The 19,918-nt window shown below is 61.6% G+C and carries 12 protein-coding genes and 3 rRNA genes; 14 read left to right on the forward strand and 1 reads right to left on the reverse strand.

The features are described from left to right. Positions 1-31: 31 nt before the first annotated feature. The 5 genes from GMOLON4_RS01820 (at position 32) to rrf (ending at position 9,457) form a co-directional block, all read left to right on the forward strand. Positions 32-2,272 (forward strand): Orn/Lys/Arg family decarboxylase, encoded by a 2,241-nt coding sequence (locus GMOLON4_RS01820; protein ID WP_026937040.1) that lies wholly within the window; start codon positions 32-34, stop codon positions 2,270-2,272. A 20-nt stretch (positions 2,273-2,292) separates the two neighbouring features. Then, positions 2,293-3,627: a tyrosine--tRNA ligase gene (tyrS, locus tag GMOLON4_RS01825; protein ID WP_051266886.1), complete on the forward strand. Its 1,335-nt coding sequence runs from the start codon at positions 2,293-2,295 to the stop codon at positions 3,625-3,627. A 623-nt stretch (positions 3,628-4,250) separates the two neighbouring features. Continuing rightward, positions 4,251-5,778: ribosomal RNA gene (locus GMOLON4_RS01830) — 16S ribosomal RNA — on the forward strand. 361 nt (positions 5,779-6,139) lie between these two features. After that, positions 6,140-9,216: ribosomal RNA gene (locus GMOLON4_RS01835) — 23S ribosomal RNA — on the forward strand. 124 nt (positions 9,217-9,340) lie between these two features. Further along, a 5S ribosomal RNA gene (rrf, locus tag GMOLON4_RS01840) occupies positions 9,341-9,457 on the forward strand. Together the 16S, 23S and 5S rRNA genes form the textbook arrangement of a ribosomal RNA operon. A 124-nt stretch (positions 9,458-9,581) precedes the next feature. Here the strand turns inward: rrf and GMOLON4_RS01845 are convergent. Beyond that, positions 9,582-10,598, reverse strand: a complete 1,017-nt coding sequence (locus GMOLON4_RS01845) for a hypothetical protein (protein ID WP_265415418.1) — start codon at positions 10,596-10,598, stop codon at positions 9,582-9,584. A gap of 84 nt (positions 10,599-10,682) precedes the next feature. On the opposite strand from GMOLON4_RS01845, the gene GMOLON4_RS01850 reads away from it, so the two are divergent. Genes GMOLON4_RS01850 through xerD form a run of 9 tightly spaced genes read left to right on the forward strand, consistent with a single transcriptional unit; the run spans position 10,683 to position 19,910 of the window. Beyond that, the gene (locus tag GMOLON4_RS01850) at positions 10,683-11,855 is read left to right on the forward strand and encodes a hypothetical protein (protein WP_181244143.1); all 1,173 of its coding nucleotides are present in this window, start codon (positions 10,683-10,685) and stop codon (positions 11,853-11,855) included. A 24-nt stretch (positions 11,856-11,879) separates the two neighbouring features. Beyond that, complete coding sequence (locus tag GMOLON4_RS01855) at positions 11,880-12,923, forward strand: HAD-IIA family hydrolase (protein ID WP_026937923.1); 1,044 nt, start codon at positions 11,880-11,882, stop codon at positions 12,921-12,923. Beyond that, positions 12,920-13,069 carry a hypothetical protein gene (locus tag GMOLON4_RS01860; RefSeq protein WP_156892079.1) on the forward strand — a complete coding sequence of 50 codons (150 nt, stop codon included), beginning with the start codon at positions 12,920-12,922 and terminating at the stop codon, positions 13,067-13,069. The genes GMOLON4_RS01855 and GMOLON4_RS01860 overlap by 4 nt, the downstream gene beginning before the upstream one ends. 3 nt (positions 13,070-13,072) lie before the next feature. Next, entirely contained in the window at positions 13,073-13,903 is an 831-nt protein-coding gene (locus tag GMOLON4_RS01865) for a TlyA family RNA methyltransferase (RefSeq protein ID WP_026937922.1), read from the forward strand. After that, entirely contained in the window at positions 13,900-14,829 is a 930-nt protein-coding gene (locus GMOLON4_RS01870; protein WP_026937921.1) for an NAD kinase, read from the forward strand. The genes GMOLON4_RS01865 and GMOLON4_RS01870 overlap by 4 nt, the downstream gene beginning before the upstream one ends. Continuing rightward, positions 14,829-16,559: a DNA repair protein RecN gene (gene recN / locus GMOLON4_RS01875; protein WP_026937920.1), complete on the forward strand. Its 1,731-nt coding sequence runs from the start codon at positions 14,829-14,831 to the stop codon at positions 16,557-16,559. Before GMOLON4_RS01870 ends, recN begins: the two co-directional genes overlap by 1 nt. Before the next feature lie 16 nt (positions 16,560-16,575). Next, positions 16,576-18,285, forward strand: a complete 1,710-nt coding sequence (locus tag GMOLON4_RS01880) for a CTP synthase (RefSeq protein WP_026937919.1) — start codon at positions 16,576-16,578, stop codon at positions 18,283-18,285. Positions 18,286-18,288: 3 nt separating this feature from the next. Continuing rightward, positions 18,289-18,984: an NUDIX domain-containing protein gene (locus GMOLON4_RS01885; protein WP_084147726.1), complete on the forward strand. Its 696-nt coding sequence runs from the start codon at positions 18,289-18,291 to the stop codon at positions 18,982-18,984. Next, positions 18,918-19,910 (forward strand): site-specific tyrosine recombinase XerD, encoded by a 993-nt coding sequence (xerD, locus tag GMOLON4_RS01890; RefSeq protein WP_084147724.1) that lies wholly within the window; start codon positions 18,918-18,920, stop codon positions 19,908-19,910. The genes GMOLON4_RS01885 and xerD overlap by 67 nt, the downstream gene beginning before the upstream one ends. The last annotated feature ends 8 nt before the right edge of the window (positions 19,911-19,918 follow it).

Raw genomic sequence — 19,918 nt, forward strand, 5'->3', positions numbered from 1 at the left:
AACACGAATCGAACAACGAAAGGAGACCCGGGTGAAGAACACCGGCTTCTCAATTGCTGTCCTGACCGATCGACGCGATGACGCGTTGCGCCTCCGGCATCCAATCGATGACCTGCTGCCGGAACTCGAGCAGCGTGGCGCGAACGTGGAGACGCTGCAGCGAACCGGCCACGCGGGATCGTACGGACGCGTATTCACCGACTCGTCGACGATCATTTATCACGTCGATCAGGCAGCGCTCGACGACGAGGCAGCCAACGACGGCTCCGAGGCGTTGCAGCGATTCGTGCGCGAGGTCCGGGCCGAAAACGCCGAGATTCCGGTGTACCTATACGGGGAACAGCTCACCGCGCGGCGCATCCCCGACGACGTCTTGGGCGAAGTCGCGGGTGTCATCAATGCGTTCGAGGACACGCCCTCGTTCGTGGCACGGCTGATTCAGCGCGAGGCCAACCGCTACGTCGAACGCCTCGCGCCGCCGTTCTTCCGCGCACTAATGCACTACGCCAACGACGGCGCGTACTCGTGGCACACGCCCGGCCACTCCGGGGGCACGGCGTTCCTGAAGTCGCCGGTCGGCACGCTCTTTCACGACTTCTTTGGCGAGAACATGTTGCAGGCGGATGTGTGCAACGCGGTCGAGGAGCTCGGCCAGCTGCTCGATCACACCGGGCCGGTCGCGGAATCGGAAGCGCGAGCGGCGGAGACCTTCGGCGCCGACCACCTCTACTTCGTGACGAACGGCACCTCGACGTCCAACAAGATCGTCTGGAACTCGGCGGTCGCTCCCGGCGACGTAGTCATCGTGGACCGCAACTGCCACAAGTCGATCCTCCACGCGATCATGCTCACGGGCGCGATCCCGATCTACCTCAAGCCCACGCGCAACCGCGCCGGCATCATCGGTCCGATTGCGCGCGCCGAATTCAGTCCCGAGTCGATCCGCGACAAGATCGCCGCGCATCCGTTCATTGACGACCCCGACGTGACCCCGCGCATCCTGACCTTGACGCAGAGCACGTACGACGGCATCGTGTACAACGCCGAGGAGATTAAGCGCACGCTCGACGGGGCGATTGAGGTTATGCACTTCGACGAGGCATGGCTGCCGCACGCGCGGTTCCACGAGCTCTACCGCGGGATGCACGCCGTCGATGAGCGCTTGCCCCGCACGACGGAATCGCTCGTGTACTCGACGCAGTCGACGCACAAGCTCTTGGCAGGACTCTCGCAGGCTTCGCAGATCCTGGTGCAAAACGCCGAGAATCGGCAGCTCGACCCGAACATCTTCAACGAGGCGTATCTCATGCACACCTCGACGAGCCCGCAATACTCGATCGTCGCGAGCTGCGATGTTTCGGCCGAGATGATGCGGGGCGTGGGCGGCCATGCCCTCGTCGAGGAGACGATCATGGAGGCGATGGAGTTCCGTCGCGCGATCATCCGCATCGCGGAAGAGACCGAGAACGACGACTGGTGGTTCAGCGTGTGGGGTCCCGACACACCGGCGCGCGAGGGCCTCGCCGATCGTGCCGAGTGGGAACTCACGAACGACCAGCACTGGCACGGTTTCGAGCACGTCGACGAGGGCTTCACGATGCTCGACCCAATCAAGGTCACGCTGATGACCCCGGGGCTCGACACCGACGGCACCTTTGATAGGACGGGCATCCCCGGGCTCGTGCTCACGAAGTACCTTGCCGAGCACGACATCGTGGTCGAAAAGACCGGGCTGTATTCGCTGTTCGTGCTCTTCACGATCGGCATCACGAAGGGCCGCTGGAACACGCTGATTGCGGAGCTACACCGGTTCAAGCGCGCCTACGACCGCGATGCGCCGCTGCGCGAAGTGATGCCAGAGTTCGTCGCCGTGCATCCGCTCTACAACAACTTCGGACTGCGCGAGCTTTGCGATGCGCTGCACGGCGCCTATCGGGCGGGGGACTTCGCGAACCTCACGACCGACGTCTACCTCGACGAGCCCGAGGTCGCGATGCTGCCCTCGGATGCGTGGGCCGCGATGACCACGGGTCGCATCGAGCACGTCTCCCTGGACGAGCTTGCGGGGCGAATCACCGCGGTGTTGCTCACGCCCTACCCGCCGGGAATCCCCCTGCTTGTGCCGGGCGAGCGCGTGACCGAAGGAATCGTCAACTACTTGCGCACAGAAGCTGAACTCGCGACGCGCTTCCCAGGGTTCAAGGGCATCACGCACGGCCTCGGCACGGGCGAGGATGGCCGCATCACCGTCGCGTGCGTCCGCGAGAGCTAGGGATCCGGGCGATGCCATCGATGCACCACAGAATTGGTACTGTTAGCGGCGTGACTTTACGTGATCTCTCTTGGCAACAGAACGATGCATCGTTCGACCACATCCTCGATGAACTCGAGTGGCGCGGTTATATTCACGTCTCGACCGACCTGGAAGAGCTCCGTGCCCGGATGAACGAGGGCCCGATCACGTATTACTGCGGCTTCGACCCGACCGCGCCGAGCCTCCACCTCGGCCACCTCGTGCAGCTGCTGCTCCTGCGCCGTCTCCAGCTCGCGGGCAACAACCCGATTGGTGTGGTCGGCGGCTCGACCGGCCTCATCGGCGACCCGCGTCCGACTGCGGAGCGCACGCTGAACTCGCGCGAAGTGGTCGCCGACTGGGTTGGGAAGCTCCGCGACCAGATCGAGGGCTACCTTGACTTCGAGGGTGACAACGGGGCGCAGATGGTCAACAACCTCGACTGGACGGCCGAGCTCTCGGCGATCGACTTCCTCCGCGACATCGGCAAGCACTTCCGTGTCGGTGCGATGCTTAAGAAGGATGCGGTTGCCGCGCGCCTCAACTCGGATGCGGGTATTTCGTACACCGAGTTCAGCTACCAGATTCTGCAGGCATATGACTTCCTGCAGCTCTACAAGCGCTATGGCCTGGAGCTGCAGACGGGTGGTTCGGACCAGTGGGGCAACCTCGTTGGGGGAGTGGACCTCGTTCGCCGCGCCGAGGGCGCAAGCGTGCACGCACTCGGTTCCCCGCTCATCACGAATTCTGACGGCACGAAGTTCGGCAAGTCCGAAGGCAACGCCATCTGGATCAATGCCGAACTGACTTCGCCGTACGCGTTCTACCAGTTCTGGCTCAACACCGACGACGCCGATGTCATCAGCCGCCTCAAGGTATTCACGTTCTACTCGCGCGAGGAAATCGGCGAATTCGAACGGAAGGTTGCGGATGAACCGTTCCGTCGAGAGGCGCAGCGAGCGCTCGCCCGGGCGGTGACGGTGCTCGTCCACGGCGAAGAAGCGACCGATAACGCGATTGCGGCATCGGAAGCGTTGTTTGGTCAGGGCGACCTGTTGGCGCTGAACGCCGAAACGCTGCAGCAGGCGATCGCGGAACTGCCGAACACCGAGTCCACCGTCGGCGCCGAACTTTCGCAGGTGCTTGTCGATACCGGAGCGGTGGAATCGCTGAGTGCCGCGCGCCGCGCGATCAAGCAGGGCGGGGTTTCGCTCAACAACGCTCGCATCGAGGATGAACACCGCGTCATCGAATCAGGCGACCTGCTGCCCGGTAGCGTTATCGTGGTGCGCCGCGGTAAAAAGACGCTGGTCGGCGCAACGATCAGCGAGTAGACCGAAACGGTTGCTCTCGCAGACAGGCCCGAAGCTCGGGGCGTGACACGCCCGGGTTTCGGGCCTGATTTGCACCAACCCCCGGATGGCCGTAATGTTTTCTCTTGTCGCCGCGAGGTGCGAAACACTGCAGAGTGGTTCGGCCCCAAGGCAGCGACCAGATCGGCGGAAACGCACAGGAATAGCTAAGCTAGACCTGGAAGCTTCCTGACTCACTTGCTAACTGAGGTTGGCTGGGTCTAGACTCGAGACCTACGGTTTCGATCTACCGAAACTGGGTTAACGGAGCGGAAACGCCGAGTTGACATGCCGAGAAAATTCGGTAATCTAATCAAGTTGCTCCCGAGGCAACGCCCACAGTCTTGTGAGGCAGAGCGCGGGGAGCATCCGATCCTTGAGAACTCAACAGTGTGCACTTTTATTGTCTAATGCCATTTTGGACCCTTTTGTGGTTCCTTATTTTGGATAAAAGTAAAGCCAGTACATGCCCCGTGTGGGTGTGTGTGGTTTGTTTTGTCAGTTGATTGAACTCAGCCTGTCGGTGTCGCCTTTTGGGTGGTGCGGGGTTGGTTTGTGAATAAAGTTTGCCGATGCCTGGTTTTGCTGGGTGTTGGTGTTGTTCATTTACGGAGAGTTTGATCCTGGCTCAGGACGAACGCTGGCGGCGTGCTTAACACATGCAAGTCGAACGATGAAGCTGGAGTTTACTTTGGTGGATTAGTGGCGAACGGGTGAGTAACACGTGAGCAACGTGCCCAGGACTCTGGAATAACGTCGGGAAACCGTCGCTAATACTGGATAGGTGCCATGGCCGCATGGTCTGTGGTTGGAAAGATTTATTGGTTCTGGATCGGCTCACGGCCTATCAGCTTGTTGGTGGGGTAATGGCCTACCAAGGCGACGACGGGTAGCCGGCCTGAGAGGGTGACCGGCCACACTGGGACTGAGATACGGCCCAGACTCCTACGGGAGGCAGCAGTGGGGAATATTGCACAATGGGCGCAAGCCTGATGCAGCAACGCCGCGTGAGGGATGACGGCCTTCGGGTTGTAAACCTCTTTTAGTAGGGAAGAAGCCTTTTGGGTGACGGTACCTGCAGAAAAAGCACCGGCTAACTACGTGCCAGCAGCCGCGGTAATACGTAGGGTGCAAGCGTTGTCCGGAATTATTGGGCGTAAAGAGCTCGTAGGCGGTTTGTCGCGTCTGCTGTGAAAGCCCGGGGCTCAACTCCGGGTCTGCAGTGGGTACGGGCAGACTTGAGTGCGGTAGGGGAGATTGGAATTCCTGGTGTAGCGGTGGAATGCGCAGATATCAGGAGGAACACCGATGGCGAAGGCAGATCTCTGGGCCGTTACTGACGCTGAGGAGCGAAAGCATGGGGAGCGAACAGGATTAGATACCCTGGTAGTCCATGCCGTAAACGTTGGGCGCTAGATGTGGGGACCATTCCACGGTTTCTGTGTCGTAGCTAACGCATTAAGCGCCCCGCCTGGGGAGTACGGCCGCAAGGCTAAAACTCAAAGGAATTGACGGGGGCCCGCACAAGCGGCGGAGCATGCGGATTAATTCGATGCAACGCGAAGAACCTTACCAAGGCTTGACATATACCGGTAACGGCCAGAGATGGTCGCCCTGCTTGCAGTCGGTATACAGGTGGTGCATGGTTGTCGTCAGCTCGTGTCGTGAGATGTTCGGTTAAGTCCGGCAACGAGCGCAACCCTCGTCCTATGTTGCCAGCGGGTTATGCCGGGGACTCATGGGATACTGCCGTGGTCAACACGGAGGAAGGTGGGGATGACGTCAAATCATCATGCCCCTTATGTCTTGGGCTTCACGCATGCTACAATGGCCGGTACAGTGGGTTGCGATACCGTGAGGTGGAGCGAATCCCAAAAAGCCGGTCTCAGTTCGGATTGGGGTCTGCAACTCGACCCCATGAAGTCGGAGTCGCTAGTAATCGCAGATCAGCAACGCTGCGGTGAATACGTTCCCGGGCCTTGTACACACCGCCCGTCAAGTCATGAAAGTCGGTAACACCCGAAGCCGGTGGCCTAACCTTTTGGGGGGGAGCTGTCGAAGGTGGGATCGGTGATTAGGACTAAGTCGTAACAAGGTAGCCGTACCGGAAGGTGCGGCTGGATCACCTCCTTTCTAAGGAGTATTTTTGAGCATCCAGTACAGCGCGAATGTCGTTGTTGGGTGTGGGTGGAACGTTAGACGTGTGCACGCTGTTGGGTCCTGGGGGACCGGACACAGCAATTGGTTGCCCCTTGAGTGTGGGTGGCGGGTTGGTGTGATGGTTTTCTTCGGGCCAGTTCCCGCCAGGTTGGTTGTGACCAAGTTGGTGGGGTTGGGTTCGACTGTATGTTGAGAACTACATAGTGGACGCGAGCATCTTAGAAGCATCGCTGGTGTTCCCTTTCGAGGGGGTGCTGGTTGGTGTCTTCATAAGTAGTTTCTGAAAAGTTCAATGATTCTTTGATTGTTGATTCTTTTTCGATTTCTATTCATGTATCAAATTTCTAAGGGCAAATGGTGGATGCCTTGGCATCTGGAGCCGATGAAGGACGTAGTAATCTGCGATAAGCCTCGGGGAGTCGATAAACGGGCGTTGATTCGAGGATTTCCGAATGGGGGAACCCGGCCGCATTGTGTGTGGTCACTCCGGTCTGAATATATAGGGCTGTGAGGGGGAACGTGGGGAAGTGAAACATCTCAGTACCCACAGGAAGAGAAAACAATAGTGATTCCGTTAGTAGTGGCGAGCGAACGCGGATGGGGCTAAACCGGTTGTGTGTGATACCAGGTAGGGGTTGCATGATCGGGGTTGTGGGACATGCGTGGTCGTTCTATCTGGCGGCTGGCGTTTGCGCATTGTGTAGGTGAACAGGTTTGAATGCCTGACCGTAGGGGGTGCGAGTCCCGTAGCTGAAACATGGTGTGTGCGTTTGTGTGTATCCCAAGTAGCGCGGAGCCCGTGAAACTCTGTGTGAATCTGTCGGGACCACCCGATAAGCCTAAATACTTCCAGGTGACCGATAGCGGACGAGTACCGTGAGGGAAAGGTGAAAAGTACCCCGGGAGGGGAGTGAAATAGTACCTGAAACCATTTGCTTACAATCCGTCGGAGCCTTTTGGGGTGACGGCGTGCCTTTTGAAGAATGAGCCTGCGAGTTAGTGATGTGTGGCGAGGTTAACCCGTGTGGGGTAGCCGTAGCGAAAGCGAGTCTGAAGAGGGCGTTGAGTCGCATGTTCTAGACCCGAAGCGAAGTGATCTATCCATGGCCAGGTTGAAGCGAGGGTAAAGCCTTGTGGAGGACCGAACCCACCTAGGTTGAAAACTGGGGGGATGAGCTGTGGTTAGGGGTGAAAGGCCAATCAAACTTCGTGATAGCTGGTTCTCTCCGAAATGCATTTAGGTGCAGCGTTGCGTGTTTCTTGCTGGAGGTAGAGCTACTGGATGGCCGATGGGCCCGACAAGGTTACTGACGTCAGCCAAACTCCGAATGCCGGTAAGTGAGAGCGTAGCAGTGAGACGGTGGGGGATAAGCTTCATCGTCGAGAGGGAAACAACCCAGACCACCAATTAAGGTCCCTAAGCGTGTGCTAAGTGGAAAAGGATGTGGAGTTGCAGTGACAACCAGGAGGTTGGCTTAGAAGCAGCCATCCTTGAAAGAGTGCGTAATAGCTCACTGGTCAAGTGATTCCGCGCCGACAATGTAACGGGGCTCAAGCACACCACCGAAATTGTGGAATTCAATTTTTTGTTGGATTGGTAGGAGAGCGTCGCGTGTTGGGTGAAGCGGTAGTGTGAACTGATCGTGGACGGCACGCGAGTGAGAATGCAGGCATGAGTAGCGAAAGACGGGTGAGAAACCCGTCCTCCGAATGACTAAGGGTTCCAGGGTCAAGCTAATCTTCCCTGGGTTAGTCGGGTCCTAAGGCGAGGCCGACAGGCGTAGTCGATGGTGAACGGGTTGATATTCCCGTACCGATGGTGTGACCGCCCAATGCGAGCGGGTGATGCTAAGCAAGTGAAGTCTTCTTGTGGCCTTCGGGTTGCTTGGGGGTGGAGGTTGTGAACCGAATCCGTGAGTGTAGCGTATTAACAGGTGTGACGCAGGAAGGTAGCCGAGCCGGGTGAATGGTTGTATCCGGGCAAGGATGTAGGGCCAGTGATAGGCAAATCCGTCACTGAATAGCCTGAGATCTGATGCGGAAGTCTCTTTTGGGACGTAGTCGGTGATCCTATGCTGCCAAGAAAAGCATCGGCGTGAGGTTGCAGTGTTGCCCGTACCCATAACCGACACAGGTGGTCAGGTAGAGAATACTAAGGAGATCGAGAGAATCGTGGTGAAGGAACTCGGCAAAATGCCCCCGTAACTTCGGGAGAAGGGGGGCCATCCACTTATACGGATTTACTCCGGACAGGGTGTGGTGGCCGCAGAGACCAGTGGGACTCGACTGTTTATCAAAAACACAGGTCCGTGCGAAGTCGCAAGACGATGTATACGGACTGACGCCTGCCCGGTGCTGGAAGGTTAAGAGGAAGGGTTAGCTTTGGCGAAGCCTAGAATTTAAGCCCCAGTAAACGGCGGTGGTAACTATAACCATCCTAAGGTAGCGAAATTCCTTGTCGGGTAAGTTCCGACCTGCACGAATGGCGTAACGAATTCCCAGCTGTCTCCACCGCGAACTCGGCGAAATTGCAGTACGAGTAAAGATGCTCGTTACGCGCAGCAGGACGAAAAGACCCCGTGACCTTTACTATAGCTTGGTATTGGTGATTGAAATGGCTTGTGTAGGATAGGTGGGAGACTGTGAAGCATTGACGCTAGTTGGTGTGGAGTCGTTGTTGAAATACCACTCTGGTTATTTTAGTTATCTAACTTCGGACCGTGATCCGGTTCAGGGACAGTGCCTGGTGGGTAGTTTAACTGGGGCGGTTGCCTCCTAAAGAGTAACGGAGGCGCCCAAAGGTTCCCTCAGCCTGGTTGGTAATCAGGTGGTGAGTGTAAGTGCACAAGGGAGCTTGACTGTGACACTGACAGGTGGAGCAGGGACGAAAGTCGGGACTAGTGATCCGGCAGTGGCTTGTGGAAGCGCTGTCGCTCAACGGATAAAAGGTACCTCGGGGATAACAGGCTGATCTTGCCCAAGAGTCCATATCGACGGCATGGTTTGGCACCTCGATGTCGGCTCGTCGCATCCTGGGGCTGGAGTAGGTCCCAAGGGTTGGGCTGTTCGCCCATTAAAGCGGTACGCGAGCTGGGTTCAGAACGTCGTGAGACAGTTCGGTCTCTATCCGCTGCGCGCGTGGGAAGTTTGAGGAGATCTTTCTTTAGTACGAGAGGACCGAGAAGGACGAACCTCTGGTGTGTCAGTTGTTCTGCCAAGGGCATTGCTGATTTGCTACGTTCGGGATGGATAACCGCTGAAAGCATCTAAGCGGGAAGCCGGCTTCGAGATGAGACTTCCTTCCCTATTTTGGGGTGAGGTTCCCAGTAGATGACTGGGTTGATAGGCCGGGTGTGGAAGCGCTGTAAGGTGTGGAGCTGACCGGTACTAATAGACCGAAGATTTGATATGTAATGTTGTTCGCGTCCGCTTTGTGGTTCTCGATATATAGTCGGGCATCACGCTGTCACTAGGGCTACTGACTTGTTTGGTTGGTGGTGTTGGTGGGGTGTGGTGGTTGATAATTCGATAGTGTTTCGGTGGTTATAGCGAGATGGAAACGCCCGGTTACATTCCGAACCCGGAAGCTAAGCGTCTTTGCGCCGATGGTACTGCATGGGGGACTGTGTGGGAGAGTAGGTCACTGCCGGACTTCTTTTTGAGGGGGACACTCGTTTTGGGTGTTCCCCTCTTTTTTGTTTCCGAAACAAATGCCCAAAGGTCTGCGAGCGCGTAGACTTGCAGGTGATAACTCCACAGCGCACCGACGAAGGGAACTAATAATGGCTGAAGACCGCCGAGACGGCCGAGACAGGCGAAACGACCGCAATCAATCTGGCGACGGTCGGCGAAACAGCCAGGACCGAGGTCGGTCCGGAAGCCAAGATTCCCGCGACGGTGCACGTGGCAATAGCTCGCGCGATGGCGGATACCGCAAGCGCAACGAATCGTACCGTTCTCGGGACGATCGCGATGGTGGCGGTCGCGGAGAGCGGCGCTCCTATGGGCGCGACGGTGAACGCAAGCAGTACGGTCGTGATGACGACCGTCGCAAGTCGTACGGCGGCAGCGATGATCGTCGGAAGTCTTACGGGCGCGACGGCGAGCGGAAGCAGTACGGTGGCGGCGACGACCGTCGGAACTCCTATGGTCGTGATGGTGAGCGGAAGCAGTACGGCGGCGGGGACGACCGCCGCAAGTCGTACGGTCGTGACGGTGAGCGCAAGCAGTACGGTCGCGATGACGACCGCCGCAAGTCGTACGGTCGTGACGGTGAGCGGAAGCAGTACGGCGGCGAGGATCGCCGCAAGTCGTACGGTCGTGACGGTGAGCGGAAGCAGTACGGCGGCGAGGATCGCCGCAAGTCGTACGGTCGTGACGGTGAGCGCAAGCAGTACGGTCGCGATGATGACCGCCGCAAGTCGTACGGTCGTGACGGTGAGCGCAAGCAGTACGGTCGCGATGATGACCGTCGCAAGTCGTACGGTCGTGACGGTGAGCGCAAGCAGTACGGTCGCGATGATGACCGTCGCAAGTCGTACGGTCGTGACGGTGAGCGAAAGCAATACGGTCGCGATGACGATCGTCGCAAGCCGTACGGTCGCGATAGTGAGCGGAAACAGTATGGTCGCGATGATGACCGTCGCAAGTCGTACGGTCGTGACGGTGAGCGGAAGAGCTATGGTCGCGACGGGGACCGACGCGATTCCTATGGCCGTGATGGCCGATCGGGTCGCGATCAGCGTGACGAGCGCGAGCAGAACAGTGCTCGTCTTGTCCCCTCGCGTCCGCAAGAGCTGCGGTCTGTCCGGTCTGAGCACATCGACCCGCCGATTCCCGATGAGATCACTGAGCGCGACCTTGACGGCAAGGCACGCATGGAGCTCAAGACGCTCTCGAAAGAGAATTCTGAGTTCGTTGCAAAGCACCTCGCGATGGCCGCAATCCTTATCGACGACGACCCCGAGTTGGCTCACCAGCACGCGCTGAGTGCATCGAGGCGAGGTGGTCGAATCGCGATGGTTCGAGAGTCGCTCGCGATTACCGCGTATAACATCGGTGACTTTGCGCTGGCGCTCCGCGAACTTCGCACCTACCGACGGATCTCGGGCAAGGACGACCAGCTTGCGCTAATGGTCGACTGCGAGCGTGGCCTCGGTCGCCCCGACCGAGCACTCGAGCTCGGTCGCTCGGTCGAGAAGTCCACGCTTCCCGTTGAGCAGCAGGTGCAGCTCGCGATCGCCATGTCAGGTGCGCGACTTGACCAGGGTCAGGCCGAGCTTGCACTCGCCGAGCTCGAGATTCCGCAGCTCGACCGGAGTCGCGCATTCTCGTACAGCCCCGCGCTGTTCACCGCGTACGCGACCGTCCTCGAAGACCTCGGCCAAAATGAGGAAGCTCGTCGCTGGCACTCAGCAGCAAAGCGCGCGACGACCGCCCTCGAGGCCGTATCCCACAACGAGTTCGAAACCATCGAGGTGATCTCGGAGGCTATCGAGCTCGACGAAGAAGACGATGATTTTGCTGATGCTGATGCTGATGCTGATGCTGATGCTGATGCTGGCACCACCGAAGAAGTCGCCGAATCCACCGTCCCGGACGCGGTGGTTACTGACTCCGAGGATGCCGCAGATGAGGATGCCGCAGATGAGGTTGCCGCAGATGAGGTTGCCGTAGACGAGGCCGCCGAAGACGAGTTTGCGGCTGCCGAGAGCGACATCGAACTCCCTGAGCTGACGGAGTCGGTCGAAGCCCAGATTCAGGCGGAGTATGAGGAGATCCTCGCGGAAGTCGAGGCAGCAGCGGATGCCGCTGCGGCCGAAGCTGACTCCGACACGGTCGATGCTGGCGACGACGAATCTCCCTTCGAGCTTCGCGTTCTTGCAGAGGACACCCTGGAGCCTATTGACGGCGACGACTCGGCAGAATCCGACTCGGCAGCGACGTCGGAGGATGGGAGTACCGTCGAGGGAGAATCGAAGGCGAAGAAGGATGGCGATCCGGACGGCGAGTCGGACGACGACTCGCAGCTTTCACTGTTCGACATTTGACGCGCTAGCAATTTAGGAGAGACGTTGGGACTGTTCCGTTCGAGCACCGGACTCGGGGCCGCTCCGATCGAGGGCGTGGATGTAATCCTCGCCGACCTCGATGGCGTGGTGTACAAGGGCAAAGACTCTGTCGTTCACGCGGTGGATTCGCTGAATGCGTACGCACACGACGGAATTCGTGTCGGTTACATCACGAACAACGCGGCGCGGACCGACGAGTCCGTGGCCGAGCAGCTCCGTGGTTTCGGCCTAGAAACCAACGCGTCCGACGTGGTCACGAGTCCGCAGGCAGCGGTTGAGATGCTGCGCGGTCTCGTGGACCCGGGGGCCCTCGTCCTTGTCGTCGGCGGCGATGGGCTGACTGATGAGCTCGCGAAGGCCGGGTTCCGCATCACGCGTTCCGCCGAGGACTCCCCAGACGCGGTCGTGCAGGGCTTCGCGCCGGATGTGTCCTGGACGCACCTGGCCGAGGCTTCCTACGCCCTGGCGCGCGACATCCCTTGGGTTGCGACCAACCAGGACTGGACGATTCCGCGCGAACGCGGGATCGCCCCGGGCAACGGCACGCTCGTCTCGGCAGTGCACACCGCGGTTGCCAAGCTACCGCTCGTCGCGGGCAAGCCCGAGACGCCGCTGTTCGAAGCCGCACAGGTCCGCTTCGGGGCAACCAACCCGATCATGGTGGGCGACCGTCTCGATACCGACATCAAGGGCGCACGCGCTGCCGGTTTTCGTTCGGCACTTGTGCTGACCGGAGTCGACGGCCCGAAACAGCTGATCGCGGCGAGCCCGCTCGAGCGACCGGACTTCATCCTGGCCGACCTCCGCGGTCTGCGCGAGCCGTACCCGAACGTGACGGTGACGCATCCGGCCGCCGAGGTCATCGACGCGCGAGTTGGCGACGAGCGATGCGTCCTCGAGGGGATTGAGCTCAAGATTCGTTCGAAGGGCAAAAACCAGCTCGACCTGCTTCGCGCCGCCTGCGCCGCGATCTGGAACTCGGACAAGCTCATCTATGCCCTGCAAATTCCGGAGTCGCTCTACCAGCAATGGGACGCGCAGTCGTGAGCGACGCATCCGAGTCGAACAACCCTGACCGACACCCGATCGAGGACTTGCCCTTGAGCGAGCGCTCCGCCGCGTACGAACGCGAGCTCGAACAGCTCCGCGAGCGACTCGACGGTACCGACACCGAACTCGATTTCGGAGCCTAACGCGTGGCGGAACGACTTGACCGGGCCTTGCCCAGCAGAGGACTTGCGCGGAGCCGAACGGCGGCCGCACGGCTCATCGACTCCGGGGCGGTCGCGGTCAACGGCGTTACGACGACGAAGGTCGCTCAGCAGGTCGATGACTCCGACCGAATCGAGATCACCGAGCCGGAGCGTTACGTGTCACGCGCCGCATACAAACTCCTCGCTGCACTCGAGCAATTCGAGATTCAGCCGCGAGGACGCGTGGTGCTTGACCTCGGGGCATCCACGGGTGGGTTCACCCAGGTGCTGCTCGAGCGCGAGGCGAGCGAGGTCATCGCACTCGACGTGGGGCACGACCAGCTCGACCCGATCATCCGCAGCGACACCCGCGTGACGGTGATCGAGGGCGAGAACGCGCGATTTCTTAATGAAGATCGCCTGAACGCAGTCATTCAGCAGAATCGGGATGCGCGACCACCAATTCGCGCGGGTGAGATCTCGCTCGTGGTTGGCGATCTCTCGTTCATCTCGCTGCGCCACATTCTGCCGGTGTTCCTGGCGTCGGCACCAAACCTCGAACACGCCATCCTCCTCGTAAAGCCACAGTTTGAGGTTGGGCGAACGCACGTCAAGGGCGGCATCGTGATGGACCCCGAGGTTGCCGCCGAGGCGGCCATTGATATCGTGCGTGAAGCAATCGAGCTGGGATGGATCCCGCGCAGCTACGTGCCCTCGCCGCTCACCGGGACGCACGGCAACCAGGAATTCCTCCTGTGGCTCTCACGCTCAGGTGACACTGCGCGACAATGGGAGGATCACGTTCGAACGGTCACGATGAAAGGTGCGACATGACAACCTCCGATCAGGCACCGGCCAGGCGAATCCTTGTAGTCAGCCACTTCGCTCGGCAGGAGGCGATCGACACCAGCGTCAACGTCATCCGACGTCTCGACAACGCCGGCATCGTTGCCGTCCTGGAACCGCAGACCGCAGCAGAACTGGATGCTCGGGCCGGTGTGCGGCTACCGTCCTCGGTGGAACGACTCGGCGTCGAGTGCGCGGTCGACCAGTGCGAACTCGTTGTGGTCCTCGGCGGAGACGGCACAATCCTGCGCGGTGTCGAAGTCGCCCGCCCAGGCGATGTGCCGGTCTTGGGCGTCAACATGGGCCACGTCGGCTTCCTCGCGGAAAGCGAGAAGGAGGCCCTGCCCGACGTCGTGCGCGGCATCATCGCCCGTAATTACGACGTGGAAGAGCGACTCGCGCTGCAGATCGAGGTGGAGGATGCGGCCGGCAACCTAACGCGCGAGTGGGCGCTCAACGATGCCGCGCTCGAGAAAGGTAACCGCGAGCGGATGCTCGACGTGATGATCTGGATCGACGGCGAACCGCTGTCGAGCTTCGGCTGCGACGGCGTGCTGTTCTCGACGCCGACCGGCTCCACCGCATATTCGTTCTCCGCGGGCGGCCCCGTGGTCTGGCCGCAGGTCGAGGCGATCCTGCTCGTGCCGGTATCGGCACACGCGCTCTTCGCGAAGCCGCTCGTCGTCGGCCCCGATTCGGAGCTCGCGGTCGAAGTCCAGCCGCGCGATGAGGGTTCGGCGGTGCTTTGGCTGGATGGTCGACGTTCGATCGAGCTGCCGGCGGGGGCGCTCGTGAAGGCAACGCGATCGCCGCAATCGGTGAAGCTCGCGCGCTTGCACCAATCGCCGTTCACGACCCGGCTCGTCAATAAATTCCAATTGCCAGTGATCGGCTGGCGAGGGAAAGCAAACTAATGCTGGAAGACATCGAGATTCGTGGCCTCGGCGTCATCGAGCAGGCCCGGCTGCCGCTCGGACGCGGGTTCACGGCGATTACCGGTGAGACCGGCGCCGGTAAGACGATGGTCGTCACGGCGCTCGGACTCGTCCTCGGTGGCCGCTCCTCCGCAAGCGCGGTGCGGAAAGACGCCGAGCGAGCGAAGGTCGAGGGCAACCTTGTCATCGACCCCGCGGGCACGTTCGCAACGTTCGTGGATGAGGCCGGCGGCGAGGTCGAGGCGTTCAAAGATGAGGACGGCGAGGACCGCGGGGCCGTCGTTATCTCGCGGCAGATCGCGAAGAACGGTCGCTCGCGGGCGTGGCTCGGCGGCCAGTCGGTCCCGGCGAGCACGCTCGTCGAGGGCGGCGAGCTCCTCGTGGCGATCCACGGCCAGTCGGAGCAGCTGCGACTGACCCAGGAGGGCGCCCAGCGCACCGCGCTCGACGAGTACGGCGGCGAGGATGCGGCGGCCGCGATCGCGACGCTCGAGGAACGATACGACACCCTCGCGTCGCTCCGAGCCGAGCTCGAACGCCTGAGTACGAGTGCATCCGATCGCGAGGCCGAGCGCGAGCAACTTCGCGAGCTGATCGACGCCGTCGAGGCCGTGAACCCGGAGGTCGGGGAGGACGAGTCGCTGCTCCAACGCATCGAACGGCTGAGCAACCGCGAGCAGCTGCGCGCGGATATCGGCGGCGCGCACACGCTGCTGGCCGGTGAGGTTCCGGGCGGTTCGCTCAGCGATCGCGTGCGGGATGTGCGTACCAGCATCGATCGCGGCCTCCGCTCCGACACATCCCTCGACCTCGCGGCCGAGAACGCGGCCGACCTCGAGTACGCGATTGACGAGCTCGCCGAAACGCTCGCGCGCTATCTCGCGGATCTCGACACTGACGGCGTGGGCGAACTCGAAGCGCTCAACGATCGGCTCGCGACCCTCGAGAACCTCAAGCGGGACCACGGCAAGGACCTCGCGGTGATCCTCGCCGACTACGAGCAGGCGGGCATTCGCCTCCTCGAGCTCGCCGGTGACGACACCCGCCTGCCTCAGCTGAAGAGCGACGTAGAGGATGCGCAGCAGGCGCTCGAGGATGCCGCCACCAACCTGAGCGAGGTGCGCGCTCGGGCGGCCGAAGCGCTGCAGGCCGAGGCGACCGAAGAGCTGCGTGCCCTTGCCATGCCTCACGCGAAGCTCGTCGTCAGCGTGACGCCCGAAGCGAACATCCGCCGCCACGGACGCGACCGGATCGAGTTCCTGCTGGAGCCGCATCCCGGCAGCGATCCGACGCCGCTGCGAACCGGCGCATCCGGGGGTGAACTCAGCCGCGTGATGCTCGCCCTCGAGGTGGTGCTCGCGAGCGCGAACCCGGTGCCGACGCTCGTGTTCGATGAGGTGGATGCGGGAGTCGGCGGCGCGGCCGCACTCGAGATTGGCGCGCGGTTGCAACGACTGGCGCGTTCGAGCCAGGTCATCGTGGTGACGCACCTCGCGCAGGTCGCGGCGTTTGCGGATCACCATGTGCGCATCGAGAAGTCGACCTCCGGGGGAGTCACGAGCTCGTCGATCCGCGAACTCGACGAATCCGGGCGGGTCGAGGAGATGACGCGACTGCTGAGCGGCCTCACGGATTCCGAATCGGGACAGGCCCACGCCCAAGAATTACTGCGGCGTGCCGAAGAAGCGGGCGCAAGAGTCGCAAGGTGAGATAGGATCGAAATCCGTGAATGACGCAACTGCACCAGCCCCATCCGCGCCGACCGATACTCCGGTCAAGCAAATCTTCGTGACGGGCGGTGTGGTCTCCTCGCTCGGTAAGGGGCTTACCGCTGCCAGCCTGGGTAACCTGCTCACTGCTCGCGGTCTGCGCGTAGTCATGCAGAAGCTCGACCCTTATCTCAACGTCGATCCGGGCACGATGAACCCGTTCCAGCACGGGGAGGTATTCGTCACCGAGGACGGTGCCGAGACCGACCTTGATATCGGTCACTACGAGCGGTTCCTTGACGTCAACCTGACGCAGGCTGCGAACGTCACGACCGGGCAGATCTACTCCACAGTGATCTCGAAGGAACGCGCGGGCGAGTACCTCGGCGAGACCGTCCAGGTGATCCCGCACATCACCGACGAGATCAAGCGCCGCATGCGGCTGCAGGCCACGGAAGAGCCGCGCCCCGACGTGATCATCACCGAGGTCGGCGGCACGATCGGTGACATCGAATCGCAGCCGTTCATCGAATCGGCCCGCCAGCTGCGTCACGAGCTCGGCCGCAACAACGTCTTCTTCGTGCACGTCTCGCTCGTCCCGTTCATGGGTGCGTCGGGCGAGCAAAAGACGAAGCCCACGCAGCACTCGGTGGCGGCCCTTCGCTCGGCGGGTATTCAGCCAGATGCGCTGGTCCTTCGCAGCGACCGACCGGTGACCGAGGCGAACAAGGCCAAGATCGCGCTGATGTGCGACGTCGAGTCCGAGGCCGTCGTGAACACGCCGGACCTGCCCTCGATCTACGAGATTCCCCGCACGCTGCACGAGCAGGGGCTCGACTCGTACATCATCGAGCAGCTGCGCCTGCAGGTGGGGGAGTTCGAGTTCACCGACTGGGAGCGACTCCTCGACGTCGTACACGAGCCGAAGCACACCGTGACCATCGCGCTCGTCGGCAAGTACGTTGATCTGCCGGATGCCTACCTCTCGGTCACCGAGGCGCTCCGTGCGGGGGCCTTCGCCCACGGTTCTCGCGCCGAGATCCGCTGGATTCCTTCGGACGAGTGCGAGACCCCCGAGGGCGCCGCGGCGAAACTTGCGGACGTCGACGGGATCTGCGTGCCCGGTGGCTTCGGCATCCGTGGCATCGAGGGGAAGCTCGGCGCCCTGCGCTTCGCCCGCGAGAACCGCATCCCGGCCCTCGGTCTCTGCCTCGGCATGCAGTGCATGGTGATCGAGGCGGCTCGTAATCTCGCGGGGATCGAGGACGCATCGTCCTCTGAATTTGACGAGCAATCGAAGCACCCCGTCATCGCGACGATGGCGGAGCAGGTCGACATCGTCGAGCGCGGTCAGCTTGGCGGCACGATGCGCCTCGGGTCATACCCGGCAACGCTCGAGGAGGGCTCGGTCGCGGCCTCCGCGTACGGCACCGTCGAGGTGACCGAACGCCACCGCCACCGCTACGAGGTGAATAACGCGTACCGCGAGCGGATCGCGGATGCGGGGCTGCGCTTTTCGGGCACGTCGCCCGACGGCCAGCTCGTCGAGTTCGTGGAATTGCCGGAGGATGTGCATCCCTTCTATGTCGGGACGCAGGCTCACCCCGAGCTCAAGTCGCGTCCGAACCGCGCACACCCGCTGTTCAGCGGTCTCGTTGGGGCTGCGCTGGATCGTCAGGCCGCGAGCCGACTGGTCGAGGTCGACGCTGAAAACGGACAGGCCTAGCTAATGACTGTGGCGGAGGGCAAGGGCGTCGAGACGGGCATCCCGGAGTTCAAGGACATTCCCGAAGACCACGAGGTCCTCGAAAGCTCGACGCCGTATCGCGGCTGGGTGTGGAACCTGCGCGCCGAGACGGTTCGTTACGGCGACGGCGAGCTGCAGCGTGAATTCATCGACCACACCGGGGCGGTGCAGATCATTGCGCTCGATGAGGAGGACCGCGTCCTGTTCATCCGGCAGTATCGTCACCCGGTGCGTTCGCGAACGTGGGAGATCCCCGGCGGGCTCCTCGATGCTCCGGGCGAATCGGCGCTCGAAGCCGCGAAGCGTGAGCTCGCGGAGGAGGCCGACTACAGCGCCTCGCATTGGGCCGTGCTGGTGGACTTTTGGACCACTCCGGGCGGCTCGAGCGAGTCGATCCGCGTCTACCTCGCCCGCGGACTGAAGCCCACAGGCGAGACCTTTGCCCGCACGCACGAGGAGGCGGACATCGAGGTGGCGTGGATTCCCCTTGAGGATGCGGTCGACGCGATCCTTCGCGGCGACATCCACAACCCTGCGGTCTCGGTCGGCATCCTCGCGGCCAACGAGTCGCGGAGACGCAACTGGGAAACACTCCGCGACGAAAACGCCGAATGGCCGACTCGGCCGGAATTCCCGAAGGTGACGCCGAAGGCGCTCGCCAGCGGCAACCGGGCGTGACGGAGACGACGCCACTTCGCCAGTCGATCGACCGGTATTTGCGCTACCTCACGATCGAGCGGGGACTCTCGCGCAATTCCCTTCAGGCATACGAGCGCGATCTCGAGCGGTACTGCGAATTTCTCGCGGGCCGCGAGGTCGGCTCGCCCCGCGCGATCACCTCGGAGCACGCCCGCGAATTCGTGGCGTGGCTGCGCGCTCCGCAATCGGAGGATGGCTTGGGGCTGGCCGCGTCTTCGACGGGCCGCGCCGTGTCCAGCGTGCGCAGCCTGCACCGGTTCTTTGAGGAAGAGGGCGAGATCGAGGAGGACGTCACCCGCGATCTGCGCGCACCCAAGCTGCCGAGCCGCCTCCCAAAGGCCCTCACGATCGACGAGGTGCAGCGGCTGCTCGACGCCGCGGGTGGTGACGAGCCGCAGCAGATTCGTAATCGGGCGCTGCTCGAGTTGCTCTATGCCACCGGTGCGCGCATCAGCGAGGCAGTGTCGCTCGACGTCGACGACGTCATCGATCGGGATTTCGTGCGCGTTCGTGGCAAGGGCGACAAACAGCGCATCGTTCCGCTCGGCTCCTATGCGCAGGATGCGCTGAATGCATACCTTGTTCGGGTTCGGCCGTTATTCGCCTCGAAAGGGAAGGGGAGCCCCAGGCTCTTCCTCGGCGTCCGTGGGGCACCGCTCTCGCGACAGTCGGTCGGGCTCATCCTGCAGGAGATCGCGAAGAACGCGGACCTGCAGAAATCGGTATCGCCGCACACCCTGCGCCACTCGTTTGCGACGCACCTCATGCAGGGCGGGGCGGATGTGCGGGTTGTGCAGGAGCTGCTCGGCCACGCGTCGGTCTCGACGACGCAGATTTACACCAAGGTCACGCAGGATGCGCTGCGCGAGATGTACGCGACCTCGCATCCGCGGGCGCGCGGCTAGGTACCCAC

It is taken from the genome of Gulosibacter molinativorax (genome assembly GCF_003010915.2).
GTDB lineage: Bacteria > Actinomycetota > Actinomycetes > Actinomycetales > Microbacteriaceae > Gulosibacter > Gulosibacter molinativorax.